The 13,998-nt window shown below is 69.8% G+C and carries 16 protein-coding genes and 1 tRNA gene; 11 read left to right on the plus strand and 6 right to left on the minus strand.

From position 1 onward, the window contains the following. Positions 1-105 precede the first annotated feature (105 nt). Positions 106-1,209 carry an outer membrane protein assembly factor BamB family protein gene (locus tag OHN74_RS18710; RefSeq protein WP_327695694.1) on the plus strand — a complete coding sequence of 368 codons (1,104 nt, stop codon included), beginning with the start codon at positions 106-108 and terminating at the stop codon, positions 1,207-1,209. Positions 1,210-1,213: 4 nt separating this feature from the next. Beyond that, entirely contained in the window at positions 1,214-2,068 is an 855-nt protein-coding gene (locus tag OHN74_RS18715; RefSeq protein ID WP_327695695.1) for a nucleotidyltransferase domain-containing protein, read from the plus strand. A 12-nt stretch (positions 2,069-2,080) separates the two neighbouring features. On the opposite strand, the gene OHN74_RS18720 is transcribed toward OHN74_RS18715, so the two are convergent. From OHN74_RS18720 to OHN74_RS18735, 4 genes are all read right to left on the minus strand, one after another. After that, positions 2,081-2,911 carry an MBL fold metallo-hydrolase gene (locus tag OHN74_RS18720; protein ID WP_327695696.1) on the minus strand — a complete coding sequence of 277 codons (831 nt, stop codon included), beginning with the start codon at positions 2,909-2,911 and terminating at the stop codon, positions 2,081-2,083. 103 nt (positions 2,912-3,014) lie between these two features. After that, entirely contained in the window at positions 3,015-3,890 is an 876-nt protein-coding gene (locus OHN74_RS18725) for an NUDIX hydrolase (protein ID WP_327695697.1), read from the minus strand. A 128-nt stretch (positions 3,891-4,018) separates the two neighbouring features. Then, complete coding sequence (locus tag OHN74_RS18730) at positions 4,019-4,495, minus strand: RidA family protein (RefSeq protein WP_327695698.1); 477 nt, start codon at positions 4,493-4,495, stop codon at positions 4,019-4,021. Further along, entirely contained in the window at positions 4,492-4,650 is a 159-nt protein-coding gene (locus OHN74_RS18735; RefSeq protein WP_019063748.1) for a DUF4177 domain-containing protein, read from the minus strand. Before OHN74_RS18735 ends, OHN74_RS18730 begins: the two co-directional genes overlap by 4 nt. Positions 4,651-4,745: 95 nt before the next feature. On the opposite strand from OHN74_RS18735, the gene OHN74_RS18740 reads away from it, so the two are divergent. Both OHN74_RS18740 and OHN74_RS18745 read left to right on the plus strand, forming a co-directional pair. Further along, positions 4,746-5,723: an ArsA-related P-loop ATPase gene (locus tag OHN74_RS18740; protein WP_327695699.1), complete on the plus strand. Its 978-nt coding sequence runs from the start codon at positions 4,746-4,748 to the stop codon at positions 5,721-5,723. Beyond that, entirely contained in the window at positions 5,720-7,096 is a 1,377-nt protein-coding gene (locus OHN74_RS18745; protein WP_327695700.1) for an ArsA family ATPase, read from the plus strand. The genes OHN74_RS18740 and OHN74_RS18745 overlap by 4 nt, the downstream gene beginning before the upstream one ends. A gap of 29 nt (positions 7,097-7,125) precedes the next feature. Here the strand turns inward: OHN74_RS18745 and wblA are convergent, their stop codons facing one another. Further along, entirely contained in the window at positions 7,126-7,464 is a 339-nt protein-coding gene (wblA, locus tag OHN74_RS18750) for a transcriptional regulator WblA (RefSeq protein WP_055532849.1), read from the minus strand. A 408-nt stretch (positions 7,465-7,872) separates the two neighbouring features. Between wblA and OHN74_RS18755 the strand changes: the two genes are divergently transcribed. From OHN74_RS18755 to OHN74_RS18765, 3 genes are all read left to right on the plus strand, one after another. After that, positions 7,873-10,143, plus strand: a complete 2,271-nt coding sequence (locus tag OHN74_RS18755; RefSeq protein ID WP_327695701.1) for a transglycosylase domain-containing protein — start codon at positions 7,873-7,875, stop codon at positions 10,141-10,143. Between the two features lie 63 nt (positions 10,144-10,206). Further along, positions 10,207-10,506 carry a hypothetical protein gene (locus OHN74_RS18760; protein WP_327695702.1) on the plus strand — a complete coding sequence of 100 codons (300 nt, stop codon included), beginning with the start codon at positions 10,207-10,209 and terminating at the stop codon, positions 10,504-10,506. Positions 10,507-10,512: 6 nt separating this feature from the next. After that, a complete protein-coding gene (locus OHN74_RS18765; protein ID WP_327695703.1) occupies positions 10,513-10,689 on the plus strand; it encodes a hypothetical protein in 177 nt (58 codons plus the stop codon). Between the two features lie 31 nt (positions 10,690-10,720). On the opposite strand, the gene OHN74_RS18770 is transcribed toward OHN74_RS18765, so the two are convergent. Continuing rightward, a complete protein-coding gene (locus OHN74_RS18770; protein WP_327695704.1) occupies positions 10,721-11,185 on the minus strand; it encodes a GatB/YqeY domain-containing protein in 465 nt (154 codons plus the stop codon). Positions 11,186-11,263: 78 nt separating this feature from the next. Here OHN74_RS18770 and OHN74_RS18775 point away from each other — a divergent pair, with 78 nt between their 5' ends. The 4 genes from OHN74_RS18775 to OHN74_RS18790 all read left to right on the plus strand — a co-directional run bounded on the left by OHN74_RS18775 (position 11,264) and on the right by OHN74_RS18790 (position 13,980). Further along, positions 11,264-12,190, plus strand: a complete 927-nt coding sequence (locus OHN74_RS18775) for a metallophosphoesterase (protein WP_327695705.1) — start codon at positions 11,264-11,266, stop codon at positions 12,188-12,190. 163 nt (positions 12,191-12,353) lie between these two features. Then, positions 12,354-13,130, plus strand: coding sequence for a Pr6Pr family membrane protein (locus OHN74_RS18780; RefSeq protein WP_327695706.1), 777 nt, complete (start codon positions 12,354-12,356; stop codon positions 13,128-13,130). 42 nt (positions 13,131-13,172) lie between these two features. After that, a tRNA-Pro gene (locus OHN74_RS18785) sits at positions 13,173-13,246 on the plus strand. 326 nt (positions 13,247-13,572) lie between these two features. After that, on the plus strand, positions 13,573-13,980 hold the full coding sequence (locus tag OHN74_RS18790; RefSeq protein WP_327695707.1) for a hypothetical protein: 408 nt from the start codon (positions 13,573-13,575) through the stop codon (positions 13,978-13,980). Positions 13,981-13,998: the final 18 nt, after the last annotated feature.

Here is a 13,998-nt window from a genome sequence, read left to right on the forward strand (position 1 = left end):
GGCCCTGCCGCATGGCGGGGCCCCTCTCGCGTTCAACGAGTGCACCGCGGGGCGGGGGCCAGGCGGTGACGAGAACGTGTCGAACGGAATCAAGGGGTGGGTGGGATGCACCAGGACAGAGCGCCCGAGTCGGTCTGGGCGGCGGCGCCGGAGCCCGCGAAGCGCCGGTTGCGTCTCTTCCGCCGGGACCCTGAGGCACAGACGCTGTGGCAGTCCGAGTTCGAGCAGCGGGACCTCGGCGAGCCGCTCGGCCTGTGGGCGACGGACAAGGCGGTCGCCCTGGCCCGCTTCGACCGCGTGACGGCGTACGCGCCGGCGTCCGGTGAGCCCCTCTGGACCTGGCAGCCGCCGGGCCAGGACGTGATCGTCGGGGTGTCCCAGGACACCCAGGACGGCCTGGGCATCGTCCTGCACCACGACGACGGCGCGCGGGGCGCCGGGCACGTCCGTCTCACCGCCCTGGACCTCGGCTCCGGGGCCGTGGCCTGGTCGCGCGAGCAGCCGAAGGACCAGCTGGGATACGTCGGCGCCGACCAGACGCGCGAGGTGACGCTCGGCGGCGGCCGGATCGCGACCGCCCCCATCTGGATCGCTGACAGCCAGGGCTGGAAGGGCAACGAACCGCCGGTCGTCCGGTGCCTCGACGCGCGCACCGGCGACGTCCAGTGGGAGCGGTCGCTGCCGGACAAGTGGGGCGACTGGTTCTCCGTCCTGGCGACGGACCCGCCGGTCCTGTCCGTCCGCAACGACGGCAGGCGCTCCCGCCCCCGGCTGTACGTGGTGCGCGAGGACGGCCAGTGGCACACTGAACTTCCTTACGGGTACAAGGACTTCGGACCCGCGGTCGCCGTCTTCGGCGACACTCTCGTCGTTGGGCTGGAACCGGAAGACCCTGCCGGAAACGGCGAGAAGAACGCCGACGCGGTCCTGCGCGCCTACTCCGTGTCGACCGGCGAACAGCTCTGGGAGTGGCGCACCGACCACGGCCGTACGCTCCATCCGCTGGTCCATCGCGGGTACTTCATGGTCGGCAACGGCTACGGCAGCCGGGTGACCGTCCTCGACCCCGCCGACGGCCGGGTCGTCGCGGAGCGCAAGCTCCCGGGCTTCAGCTACCGGGCACGGTACGCGGCCTGGGAGGACCGTCTGGCCGTCGTGTGCCACGCGCTGAGCGAGACCCGCCGCGTGCGGGTGTTCCGCTGGAAGTGACGCGGTGACGTACGGGGTGACACCGCGCCCGGGGCTGGACGAGCAGGGGTTCATCGAGCGTGAGGGCTCCCTCGCGCGCGTGCCGCCCGTTTTCCGGCCCGTCGTCGAAGCGGCTCGCGACCAGGTCGTCGACGTCTTCGAAGCCCGGCTGGACAGCGCGTACGTCTACGGGTCGATCCCGCGCGGCACCGCGCGCGTGGGCCGCAGCGACCTGGACCTTCTGATCGCGCTGCGCGAGGAGCCCACGGAGGCGGACCGGGTGGCGGCGCGGGCGCTGGACGCGGCGCTCGACGGCGAGTTCGAGCAGATCGACGGCTCCGGCACGCTGCTGGTCTCGCGGGCACAGACGCTGAGCGACCTGGAGAGGCACGACCTGGGCTGGTTCGTGTCCTGTCTCTGCACGCCCCTCCACGGTGAGGACCTCGCCGGGCACCTGCCCCGTTACCGTCCCGACTCCCTCCTCGCCCGCGAGACCAACGGCGACCTGGCCCTGTGCCTTCCGCGCTGGCGGCGCCTGATCACCGAGGCGACCGCCCCGGGGGCTCCTGCGGGGGCGGTACGCGCACGCGTGCGGGTCATTTCCCGCCGCCTGGTGCGCACGGGCTTCACGCTCGTCATGCCGCGCTGGGAGGGCTGGACCAGCGACCTGCACGAGATGGCCGAGGCGTTCGCCGCGTACTACCCGGAGTGGGGCCCGCGCATGAGGGAGGCGGCGTCACTGGGCCAGGAGCCGACCGACGACCCGGCCGTCCTGCGGTCGTTCCTGCGCTCCCACGTCGAGGAGCTGGGTTCGTGGCTCGCCGAGGAGTACGCGCGCGTGCACGGCGTCAAGGCGCCCAGGCCCGCACAGGGGCCCTGACAGGCCCTGGATCTAGATGAGGCCGTGGTCGCGGAGGTACTCCAGCTGGGCTCGTACGGACAGCTCGGCGGCCGGCCACAGGGAGCGGTCCACATCCGCGTAGACGTGGGCGACGACGTCGGCGGGGTCGGTGTGGCCGTTCTCGACCGCCGTCTCGACCTGGGCGAGCCGGTGGGCGCGGTGGGCGAGGTAGAACTCGACGGCTCCCTGGGCGTCGTCCAGGACGGGCCCGTGACCCGGCAGGACGATGTGCACGCCGTCGTCGACCGTCAGGGACCTGAGCCGCCGCAGGGAGTCCAGGTAGTCCCCCAGGCGGCCGTCAGGATGGGCCACCACGGTCGTTCCGCGCCCCAGGACGGTGTCACCGGTCAGGACGGCCCGATCGGCCGGGAGATGGAAGCACAGCGAGTCCGCGGTGTGCCCCGGCGTCGGTACGACCCTCAGCTCCAGCCCGCCGACGGTCACGACGTCCCCGTGCCCGAGGCCCTCGTCCCCCAGCCGCAGCGCCGGATCCAGCGCCCGTACATGCGTCCCCGTCAGCTCGGCGAACCGTCCGGCGCCCTCCGCGTGGTCCGGATGGCCGTGCGTGAGCAGCGTCAGCGCGACCCGCTTGCCGGCCTTCCCCACGGTGTCGACGACATGCCTGAGGTGTACGTCGTCCAGGGGCCCCGGGTCGACGACGACGGCCAGTTCGGAATCCGGCTCGGAGACGATCCAGGTGTTCGTGCCGTCGAGGGTCATCGCGGAGGCGTTGGGCGCGAGGACGTTGACCGCGCGCGCGGTGGCGGGTCCCGAGAGAACCCCGCCGCGCGGCTGGCCGGGGAGAGCGGCGGCTTCGGTCATGCGGGGGCACCTGCCGGGGTGTGGGGGGCTGCCATGGGGTCGGTCCCGGTCGCGGTTGCGTGCGGGTTCGTGGTCATGATCGCGGTCGCGGTCGCTGTCGCTGTCATGCGGGGGTTCCGCCGATCCGGATGTGCTTCGTGAACTCCTCGTGCCCCGGCCAGGCGAGCACGATCTCGCCGTCCTCCAGGCTGGCCCTGGCCAGGACAGGGGTCAGGTCGCGCTCCAGAGCCCCGTCGAGGGCACCGGACGCGCTGTCGTACGGGGCCAGCGCGCGCAGGGTCGCGATCGTGGGCGGCATCATCAGCAGCTCGCCCCGGTCGTACGCGGCTGCCGCGTCGGCCGGTTCGATCCACACCGTGCGGTCCGCCTCCGTGGAGGCGTTCCGGGTGCGCTGGCCCTGCGGGAGCGCGGCGACGAAGAACCAGGTGTCGTAGCGGCGGGACTCGAACTCCGGGGTGATCCAGCGGGCCCACGCCCCGAGGAGGTCCGAGCGGAGCACCAGCCCGCGGCGGTCCAGGAACTCGGCGAAGGACAGCTCCCGGGCTACCAGGGCCGCACGGTCGGCCTCCCAGTCGTCGCCCGTGGTGTCGCCGACCACGGAATCGGCGGCCGGGCCCGCGAGCAGGACGCCCGCCTCCTCGTACGTCTCCCGTACGGCGGCGCAGACGACCGCCTGTGCGGACGTCTCGTCGCTGCCCAGGCCCAGCCGGGACGCCCACCACGCGCGCGTGGGGCCCGCCCAGCGGATCAGGTGGTCGTCGTCGCGCGGGTCGACCCCGCCGCCCGGATACGCGTACGCGCCCCCGGCGAAGGCCATGGAGGCGCGTCTGCGCAGCATGTGGACGACGGGGCCGGTGTCGGTGTCCTTCAGGAGCATGACGGTGGCCGCGCGCTTGGGGGTGACCGGGGTGAGGGTGCCTTCGGCGAGCCCGCGGATGAGGTCCGGCCACTCCGGTGGGTACCACTGCCCGTTTGCCATGGGCGGAGGCTATCCGGTGGTGGGCGCATGTTCGAGGGCGCGGGTTTTCTCGCCCCCGCCGCCCCTACCCGTCCCATCCCTGGGGGCGCTGCCCCCAGACCCCCGTATCGCGCTGAACGCGCTCGTCCTCAAACGCCGGACGGGCTGAAAAGCTCCACCTGGACCTCTACCTCCACAGGCGCGTCGAGTGGCAGTACCGCCACGCCGACCGCGCTGCGGGCGTGGACGCCCTTGTCGCCCAGTACCTCGCCGAGGAGTTCGCTCGCGCCGTTGAGGACCGCCGGCTGGCCCGTGAAGTCGGGCGCCGAGGCGACGAAGCCGACGACCTTCACGACACGCGCGATGCGGTCGAGGTCACCGGCGACCGACTTGACCGCCGCGAGCGCGTTCAGCGCACACGTGCGGGCCAGTTGTTTGGCCTCCTCGGGCGTGACCTCCGCGCCCACCTTGCCGGTGACCGGGAGTTTCCCGTCCACCATGGGCAGCTGGCCCGAGGTGTACACGTACACCCCGGACTGGACAGCGGGCTGGTACGCGGCCAGCGGCGGCACGACCGCGGGCAGTGTCAGCCCCAGCTCGGCGAGGCGCGCCTCGACCGCGCTCACGCCTTCTCCCTCTTCAGGTACGCCACGAGCTGCTCGGGGTTGTTGGGCCCGGGCACGACCTGGACGAGCTCCCAGCCGTCCTCGCCCCAGGTGTCCAGAATCTGCTTCGTGGCGTGGACGAGCAGCGGCACGGTCGAGTATTCCCACTTGGTCATGGAGGCGACTTTATCCGCTGGCGCCGGGCGGTCCGCGCCCGCGTTGTCCACAGCCTCCGGCGTAGCTTCGGGCCGGACTGGTTAACCTCGAATACGTGAGCAGGTTCCAGGTCGTCAGCGGTAAGGGCGGGACCGGAAAGACCACGGTCGCCGCAGCGCTCTCGCTCGCCCTCGCCACCGAGGGGAAGCGCACGCTTCTCGTCGAGGTCGAGGGCAGGCAGGGCATCGCGCAGCTCTTCGAGACAGAAGTGCTGCCTTATGAGGAGCGGAAGATCGCCGTCGCTCCCGGGGGCGGGGAGGTGTTCGCCCTCGCCATCGACCCCGAGCAGGCGCTGCTGGACTACCTCCAGATGTTCTACAAGCTCGGGAGCGCAGGCCGCGCCCTGAAGAAACTCGGCGCGATCGACTTCGCCACCACCGTCGCCCCCGGGATCAGGGACGTACTCCTGACCGGCAAGGCGTGCGAGGCGGTCCGGCGGAAGGACAAGAGCGGGCGGTTCGCCTACGACCACGTCGTGATGGACGCCCCGCCGACCGGGCGCATCACCCGGTTCCTGAACGTCAACGACGAGGTGGCCGGCCTCGCGAAGATCGGCCCGATACACAATCAGGCGCAGGCCGTGATGCGCGTGCTCAAGTCGCCCGAGACGGCGGTGCATCTGGTGACACTGCTGGAGGAGATGCCCGTCCAGGAGACCGCGGACGGTATCGCCGAGCTGCGGGCGGCGAAGCTGCCGGTGGGGCGGATCATCGTCAACATGGTGCGGCCCGAGGTTTTGGACGAGGCCGAGCTGGAACTCGTACGGGCGGCTCCGCGCAGCGCGCTCGCGCGGTCGCTGTCGGCCGCCGGGCTCGGCGGGGCGCGGCGCGGCGGGAACGCCGAGAAGCTGGTGGACCCGCTGCTGACCCAGGCCGAGGAGTACGCGGAACGGTATGCGCTGGAGCACGAACAGCGTTCCGTGCTGGCCGAGTTGCGGCTGCCGACGCACGAACTGCCGCTGTTCACCGAGGGCATGGACCTGGCAGGTCTGTACGAACTGGCCAACGAGCTGCGGAAGCAGAGGATGTCATGAGTCCGGACCCGCACGACACCGCTTCCCGCCATGGCCTGTCCCCCGCGCGCGTGCTTGAGGTGGACCCGTTGATCGACGATCCGAAGACGCGGATCGTGGTGTGCTGTGGGGCCGGCGGGGTCGGTAAGACGACCACCGCGGCGGCGCTCGGGCTGCGCGCCGCCGAGCGGGGGCGGAAGGTGGTCGTGCTCACCATCGACCCGGCCCGCAGGCTCGCACAGTCCATGGGCATCGACTCGCTCGACAACGTGCCGCGGCGGGTCAAGGGCGTCGAGGGCGCCGGCGAACTGCACGCCATGATGCTCGACATGAAGCGGACGTTCGACGAGATCGTCGAGGCGCACGCCGACGGTGAGCGGGCCGCCGCGATCCTCGCCAACCCCTTCTACCAGTCGCTCTCGGCGGGCTTCGCGGGCACGCAGGAGTACATGGCAATGGAGAAGCTGGGGCAGCTGCGGTCGCGCGACGAATGGGACCTCATCGTCGTCGACACGCCTCCGTCCCGGTCCGCGCTGGACTTCCTGGACGCCCCGAAGCGGCTCGGGTCGTTTCTCGACGGCCGGCTGATCCGGCTGCTGACGGCGCCGGCGAAGCTGGGCGGGCGTGCGGGAATGAAGTTCCTGAACGTCGGGATGTCGATGATGACCGGCACCCTGGGCAAGCTTCTGGGCGGCCAACTCCTCAAGGACGTCCAGACGTTCGTGGCCGCGATGGACACCACCTTCGGTGGTTTCCGTACCCGCGCCGACGCCACGTTCCAGCTGCTTCAGGCGCCCGGCACGGCGTTCCTGGTGGTGGCGGCCCCGGAGCGGGACGCGCTGCGCGAAGCCGCGTACTTCGTGGAGCGGCTGGCCGCGGAGGACATGCCGCTCGCCGGGCTGGTGCTCAACCGGGTCCACGGCAGCGGCGCCGCCCAGCTGTCGGCCGAGCGTGCGCTCGCCGCCGCGGAAAATCTTGAAGAGCCCCGCATTGTCGATCAGGAGGACGGGAAAGCTGGACTTCGTAACTCTCCCGACACGTACGGCAGTTCAGACCGGCCAGATCATCCGGATCACTCAGCTCACTCGGACGTCGAAGAACACGTCGAAGGCTCCCCCACCGCCACCGACAGTGACCCGACCGTCGACCCGAGTGAACCCACCGTCCAGCAACTCACCGCAGGCCTGCTCCGGCTGCACGCCGACCGTATGCAACTGCTCTCCCGCGAGCAGCGCACACGCGACCGCTTCACCGCGCTCCACCCGGAGGTGGCGGTGACCGAGGTCGCCGCACTGCCCGGCGACGTACATGACCTCGCGGGCCTGCGGAACATCGGCGACCGGCTCGCGACCGAACGGCCGGAGCTGCCGGAGCTTCCCAGGACGAGTGGCTGACCGGGACGGCGGTGACCGACCGAGACGGCTCAGCTCACCGCCAAGTAGTTCTCGTACACCTCTTCCTCGTCGAGGGGCAGGATTCCCGCCCCCCGCTCGTACTCCGTACGCGCGGTTTCGAGCAGCCGACGCCACGAGGTGACGGTGGGACGCCTGCGCAGCAGTGCGCGGCGCTCCCGCTCCGTCATTCCTCCCCACACGCCGAACTCGACGCGGTTGTCGAGCGCGTCAGCCAGGCATTCCGTGCGTACCGGACATCCGGTGCACACCGCCTTGGCCCTGTTCTGCGCTGCTCCTTGAACGAACAGTTCATCCGGATCGGTAGTGCGGCAGGCCGCCTGCGCACTCCAGTCGGTAACCCAGCCCATACCGGCGCCGTCCTCTCCCGAATCGAGGCTCCCCCACGGCGGCAGCGGCATATTCACCGCCGCCAGTTGAGGACGTTACGGAAGGTGGGCACAGCGCAACACCCCCTTCGGGCCCAATCTTGAATGGCCCGAACGGACTATGGGTAAGCGGCAGATCACCCGGGGGAGTGAGCGACCGACATGCGTGACTATCCCGACGAAGCGGGACGGTTCGACTGGGTCACAACGGACACCACGTGACACACGAGGCGGATCCGGGCACGTACTCCACAAAAAAGTTGGGCTACATCCGAAACGTTTCGGGTCTCACGGACGTATTGATACGTGACCTCACTGCTGTGACAGTTGTGAACAGCTTAGGCCAAGGCCTATACGTGTGTCCGGCGAATGAGAACGTAGGCTGCCCTCATGCCAAACAAGCGCTCGGGCGGTGGCCTGTCGGTAGTCCAGCAGGCCGCCAAGTTCCTCGGTGTCAGCGTGCTCTCAGGAGCCGTCATGGCGGGCATCGCCCTGCCCGCCGCCGGCGCGCTCGGTCTCGCGGCCAAGGGGTCGGTCGAGGGGTTCGACGAGATCCCGGCCAACCTGAAGCGCCCGCCGCTGAGCCAGCGCACCACGATCCTGGACGCCAAGGGCGGTCAGCTCGCGACGGTCTACTCGCGTGACCGCACGGTCGTCGAGCTCAAGAACATCTCGCCGTACATGCAGAAGGCGATCGTCGCGATCGAGGACTCCCGGTTCTACGAGCACGGCGCGGTCGACCTCAAGGGCGTCCTGCGGGCGCTCAACAAGAACGCGCAGAGCGGCGGCGTCGCGGAGGGCGCCTCCACGCTCACGCAGCAGTACGTGAAGAACGTCTTCGTGGAGGAGGCCGGCGACGACCCGACGAAGGTCGCGCAGGCCCAGCAGCAGACGATCGGCCGCAAGATCAAGGAGCTGAAGTACGCGATCCAGGTCGAGGAGGAGCTGGGCAAGAAGAAGATCCTCGAGAACTACCTGAACATCACGTTCTTCGGCCAGCAGGCCTACGGCGTCGAGGCCGGCGCCCGCCGCTACTTCTCCAAGTCCGCGAAGGACCTCACTCTCCCCCAGGCGGCCCTTCTGGCCGGCATCGTCCAGTCGCCGACCCGGTACGACCCGGTGAACGACCCGGCGGAGGCCACCAAGCGCCGCAACACCGTGCTCCAGCGCATGGCGGAGGTCGGTGACATCACCCGGCAGGAGGCCGCCGCCGCCCAGGAGAAGCCGCTCGGCCTGAAGGTCAGCAAGCCCAAGAACGGCTGCATCGCGGCGGTCAAGGGCGCGGGCTTCTTCTGCAAGTACGTCGAGCAGGAGTTCCTCGCCAGCCCGGTCTTCGGCAAGACCCGCGAGGACCGGACGAAGATCTGGAACCAGGGCGGCCTGACCATCCGAACGACGCTGGACCCGCAGTCCCAGGCGTCCGTGCAGGCGTCGATCAAGGAGCACGTGTACAAGTCGGACAAGGTGGCGACGGCGGTCACGCTGGTCGAGCCGGGCACCGGCAAGATCCTCGGCATGGGCCAGTCGAAGCCGTACGGCTACGGCAAGAACGAGACCGAGATCAACTACTCGGTCGGCAGCGACCGGGGCGGCTCCAACTTCGGCTTCCCGACCGGTTCGACGTTCAAGCCGTTCGTGGCGGCGGCGGCCCTGGAGGAGGGGCGCCCGGCGATCCAGGAGTACTCGGCGCCGTACGAGATGGAGTACCCGAGCCCGGTCCAGACGTGCAGCGGCAGTCCGTGGATCAACCAGGAGAACGCGAAGGTCGAGAACGAGAGCGAGTCGGAGAAGGGCCCGTACCGCCTGCGCAAGGCGATGGAGCTGTCGGTCAACACCTACTTCGTGCAGATGATCTCCGACATCGGCCTGTGCCCGGTGGTCAAGATGACCGACGCGCTGCACGTGACGCAGGGCAACGGCGACAAGCTCCCCGAGGTGCCCGCCATCGCCCTCGGTTCCAAGGGCATCTCCCCGCTGACGATGGCGAGCGCCTACGCGGCCTTCGCCTCCCGGGGCATGTACTGCACGCCGGTCGCCATCGAGTCGATCAAGCAGAAGTCCAACGGCCAGGAGAAGTCGCTGGAGGTCCCGAAGTCGACGTGCTCACGCGCGATGTCGGAGACGACCGCGGACACGATCAACACCCTGCTCCAGGGCGTCGTCGACTCCGGCACCGGTCAGTCGGCCGGCCTCACCGACGGCCGCGACAACGCGGGTAAGACGGGTACGACGGACGAGCGCAAGAACGCCTGGTTCGTCGGCTACACCCCGACCCTGTCGGGCGCCGTCTGGGTCGGCAGCGCCATGCAGAACGTGAAGATGCGCAACATCACGATCGGCGGCGTCTGGAACGAACTCGTCTTCGGCGGCAAGGTCCCGGGCCCCATCTGGAAGGACGCCATGACCGGCGCCCTCGCGGGCAAGGACTCCGGGAAGTTCAACTTCGTCCCCATCATCGAACCGCCCGTCCAGAAGCCGGACGACAATGACGGCAACGACGGCGGCACCGGGGACGACAATGACGGCAACGACGGCGGCGCGACGGACGGCGGCAACGACAACGGCGGCAACACGACGTTCCCGACCCCGTCCTTCTCCATCCCGGAGAACCTCTTCCAGGGCCAGAGCAACGGAAACGGCAACGGGGGCGGCCGGGGCTGACACCCGGTCCGGGATCGGCGCCGGGCGGCTCCGGAAGCTTCGGGCGCGAGAATCCGGGCCGGTATGACACCTGGGCAACGAGGCAGGACCGCACCATGGGCGAAGGCCCTCGGTGCGGTCCTGCTCACGCTGGTGGTGACGCTCGTGGTCTCCTGGACCGTCGCCGGCTCCCGGGAGTCCGGCCGGGAGCACACCGCCTTCGAGAGCACGCGCGACGACGCCCGCCGCTTCGCCGACGCCCTCGTCGCCAGGGGCGGCACGCTCCCCCGCCAGGACGTCGAGGACACCCTGGAGAAGGCCACGGGCAACGGGCAAGGCAACGGCCTGCTGTACAAGCTGAGTTCCGTGCACGGCCGGACGTAGGTCATCGTGCAGTTCGCACGCGTCTACCGGCGCTCGGCGGCCCTCTTCGGCCCGGCCGAGTCCATGGCCGACCGCTGCTTCACCGTCGACCTGCCCACGTCGGCGGCCACCCGGGAAAACGTCCGCATCGTCGCTCACGATGCGGACGAGTCCTGTACGGAGGTGGCGGCGAGGGTGGGCTGACGTACTCCAACACTGTGGGACGAAGAGGCACTCAGCCGGCGAGGAGCCTCTTCACAACGGCGGCGACCCGGCCGCCCTCGGCGAGGCCCGCGACCTTCGGGTTCACGATCTTCATGACCTGGCCCATGGCACGCGGCCCCTCGGCACCGGCCGCCTTCGCCTCCTCGACGGCCTGCGCGACGATCCGGTTCAGCTCCTCGTCGTCGAGCTGCTTGGGCAGGTAGGCAGCGAGAATCACGCCCTCCGCCTTCTCGCGCTCGGCCTGCTCGGGGCGGTTGCCCTGCGCGAAGGCGTCGGCGGCCTCGCGGCGCTTCTTCGCCTCGCGGGTGATCACCTTGGTGACCTCCTCGTCGGAGAGTTCGCGCTTCTCCTTGCCGGAGACCTCTTCCTGGGTGATCGCGGTGAGGGTGAGCCGGAGCGTCGAGGAGCGGAGCTCGTCGCGCTCCTTGATGGCGGCGTTGAGGTCTTCCCTGAGCTTCGACTTGAGCGTGGTCATGGGATCGATTGTCGCAGGTGCGGCAAGGGCACCGCCCGTGGATTTCCACCGCCCCGCCGCGCCTGACACGATGGGAGCATGCGCGCGCGATACGCAGTACCCCTGGGAATCACGGCGGTTGCCGCCGCCGGCCTCGTCTACTCGGTGGGTTTCGAGACCCGCTTCTTCCGCCTCCGACGGGTGACCGTGCCGGTGCTGCCCGCAGGTATGCGCCCCCTGCGCGTGCTCCAGGTCTCCGACATCCACATGGTCGGCGGGCAGTACAAGAAGCAGCGCTGGCTCCGTTCCCTGGCCGGCCTCCGCCCCGACTTCGTGATCAACACGGGCGACAACCTGTCCGACCCGGAGGGCGTGCCCGAGGTGCTGGACGCGCTCGGCCCGCTGATGGAGTTCCCGGGCGCGTACGTCTTCGGCTCGAACGACTACTACGGCCCCAAATTCCGTAACCCCGGCCGCTACTTGCTCGAGAAGACCCAGGGCAAACACGGCCTCAACGGCAACCCACCCGCCGTCGAAGTGATCCACAACCCGTGGGAGGACCTGCGCGACGGCTTCGACACGGCGGGCTGGCTGAACCTGACGAACACCCGCGGCACGCTGAAGATCGACGGCATGTCGGTCGAACTGACGGGCCTGGACGACCCGCACATCAAGCGGGACCGTTACGCACAGGTGGCCGGCGGCCCCTCGAAGACGGCGGACTTCTCGATGGCCGTCGTCCACGCCCCCTACCTCCGGGTCCTGGACGCGTTCACTGCGGACGCGTACCCGCTGACCCTGGCCGGCCACACGCACGGCGGCCAGCTCTGCATCCCCTTCTACGGCGCCCTGGTCACCAACTGCGACCTGGACACCGACCGCGTGAAGGGCCTGTCGACACACACGGCGGAGGGCCGGACGTCGTACCTCCACGTCTCGGCGGGCTGCGGCGCCAACCGCTACACGCCGGTACGGTTCGCCTGCCCGCCGGAGGCGACACTGCTGACGCTGACACCGCGAGGCTGACTCACGAGGGGGATGGCACGAGGCTGACACCACGAGGGGGATGCCGCGAGGCTGACACCACGAGGGGGGTGGCACGAGGGGGATGCTGACGGTGACGGCTCGGGCGTAACCCACACAGCCCGCCCGGATCGCCCCTTTTGCCAGCCCGCCCTAGCGTGAGGGCATGACCGCCCCGATACCCAGGGACATCCCGGACCTCCCCGCACTGCAGGGCGGCCCGGCCCTCCTCTCCTCCCCCGTCCCCGCCACGGCGGTGGTGACCCCGGCCCGCCGCCCCGTGACGGCGATCTTCCGCCTCCTCACCGCCGCCACGGCGGCCACGGCCGTGGCGGCCGAGCTGCTCCTCGGCAGCCCACTCCACGTCCTGAGCCAGTTCACGATCCAGAGCAGCATCCTGCTGACCCTGGTCATGACCATCTCGGCCTACCGCGCCTGGACAGCCCGCCGCCCCCTGCCCTCCGCCCTGACGGGGGCGGCACTGCTGTACGTGGCGATCGGGGCCCTGGTCCACCACTTGCTGGTGACCAACCCGTCGAGCCCGTTCACCACACCGCCTCCTCCGACGGGCTGGCACGTCCTCACCGACCAGATCCTGCATACGGCGATCCCGATCGCGGCACTCGTGAACCTGCTGCTCCTGACCGCCTCCGACCAACTGCACCTGCGCCAGACGGCACCATGGCTTCTGTACCCCCTGGCGTACCTGGCCTTCTCCCTGGCCCGGGGCGAACTACTCCTCCCGGGCACACCGAACCGCTACCTGTACGGCTTCCTCGACGTGGCCGAGCACGGCTACAAGAGCGTCCTGGGCAACGCCCTCCTGCTCGGCCTCGCCTTCTACGCCCTCGCCGTACTCCTCGTAACCCTCGACCACATCCGCCCGAACCCCGTCCACCACCGCGCCAAAACCGGATTTCGCCTGGGGCCACCCGTGGGCTAAAGTAAGCGACGTCGCCGCGACAAGCAGGACAAGCAGCGACATCGGGGTGTAGCGCAGCTTGGCAGCGCGCTTCGTTCGGGACGAAGAGGTCGTGGGTTCAAATCCCGCCACCCCGACAGTAAAACGCCAGGTCAGGGGCTTGATCCGCTTAGCGGGTCGGGCCCCTGAGTGGTTCCTGGAGATCGTTTGGGAGAACGCCAATCGGCACCGCGAACGGGAGCCGCGCCACGGCCGAGGATCATCCGTCAGATGCCCTTGATCTTTCGGCCGTTACTACCAGGCGTCCTGGATGAAGCTGTCGTGTGCGTGGGATCTCGAAGGTTCTGCGCGCACAACGACGCCTCCATGGATGAGGTCCCGGACGCTCGTTCCGAACAGCACAGTCGGCCGCGCGTACCTGAAGGTGTGGCCAGCGACGAGAGCGGCGGCGATCGAGGGGCTCATGGCGAGCGACGAAGAGACCGTCTGCGAAGCGGTCGGCTACGCCTTCTCCGACAACCCGGCCGAGGGGGGCGCCGTAGGAGTCGACGGTGCAGTGCTGTCGGTGGTCATGCGACACCAGGACATCGGTTCGCTGCCCGGCCAGGCACCAGGCGTCACCCCCAGTGGACGCCTCGCCCTCAAGACCCTCACCAAACGAGATCGCATGAACGGCACCCGACTCCCGACTCTCATCCGGGACGCAGACGTCGTAGCCTCAGGTCCCGCCACCCCGGCAGATTTGCCCCACCTCAAGATCCTGATCCCCAGTGCGGATCAGCCCCTCGGTGTCTCTCGCCGATCCGGCAAAACCGCGGGAGCCTCGAAGGCCGGGCTCCGGCGGGGCGGGGTGTGGTGGTCCATGGCGTGATAATCGGCTTCGCCATGT

It is taken from the genome of Streptomyces sp. NBC_00459, from assembly GCF_036013955.1.
GTDB lineage: Bacteria > Actinomycetota > Actinomycetes > Streptomycetales > Streptomycetaceae > Streptomyces.

Bases quoted from the DNA above. Each gene is read 5' to 3' on its own strand.
- OHN74_RS18710 (WP_327695694.1), top strand. From the start codon at position 106: ATGCACCAGGACAGAGCGCCCGAGTCGGTCTGGGCGGCGGCGCCGGAG.
- OHN74_RS18720 (WP_327695696.1), bottom strand. From the start codon at position 2,911: ATGACCGAAGCCGCCGCTCTCCCCGGCCAGCCGCGCGGCGGGGTTCTC.
- OHN74_RS18725 (WP_327695697.1), bottom strand. From the start codon at position 3,890: ATGGCAAACGGGCAGTGGTACCCACCGGAGTGGCCGGACCTCATCCGC.
- OHN74_RS18735 (WP_019063748.1), bottom strand. From the start codon at position 4,650: ATGACCAAGTGGGAATACTCGACCGTGCCGCTGCTCGTCCACGCCACG.
- OHN74_RS18745 (WP_327695700.1), top strand. From the start codon at position 5,720: ATGAGTCCGGACCCGCACGACACCGCTTCCCGCCATGGCCTGTCCCCC.
- wblA (WP_055532849.1), bottom strand. From the start codon at position 7,464: ATGGGCTGGGTTACCGACTGGAGTGCGCAGGCGGCCTGCCGCACTACC.
- OHN74_RS18755 (WP_327695701.1), top strand. From the start codon at position 7,873: ATGCCAAACAAGCGCTCGGGCGGTGGCCTGTCGGTAGTCCAGCAGGCC.
- OHN74_RS18760 (WP_327695702.1), top strand. From the start codon at position 10,207: ATGACACCTGGGCAACGAGGCAGGACCGCACCATGGGCGAAGGCCCTC.
- OHN74_RS18770 (WP_327695704.1), bottom strand. From the start codon at position 11,185: ATGACCACGCTCAAGTCGAAGCTCAGGGAAGACCTCAACGCCGCCATC.
- OHN74_RS18775 (WP_327695705.1), top strand. From the start codon at position 11,264: ATGCGCGCGCGATACGCAGTACCCCTGGGAATCACGGCGGTTGCCGCC.
- OHN74_RS18780 (WP_327695706.1), top strand. From the start codon at position 12,354: ATGACCGCCCCGATACCCAGGGACATCCCGGACCTCCCCGCACTGCAG.
- OHN74_RS18790 (WP_327695707.1), top strand. From the start codon at position 13,573: ATGGCGAGCGACGAAGAGACCGTCTGCGAAGCGGTCGGCTACGCCTTC.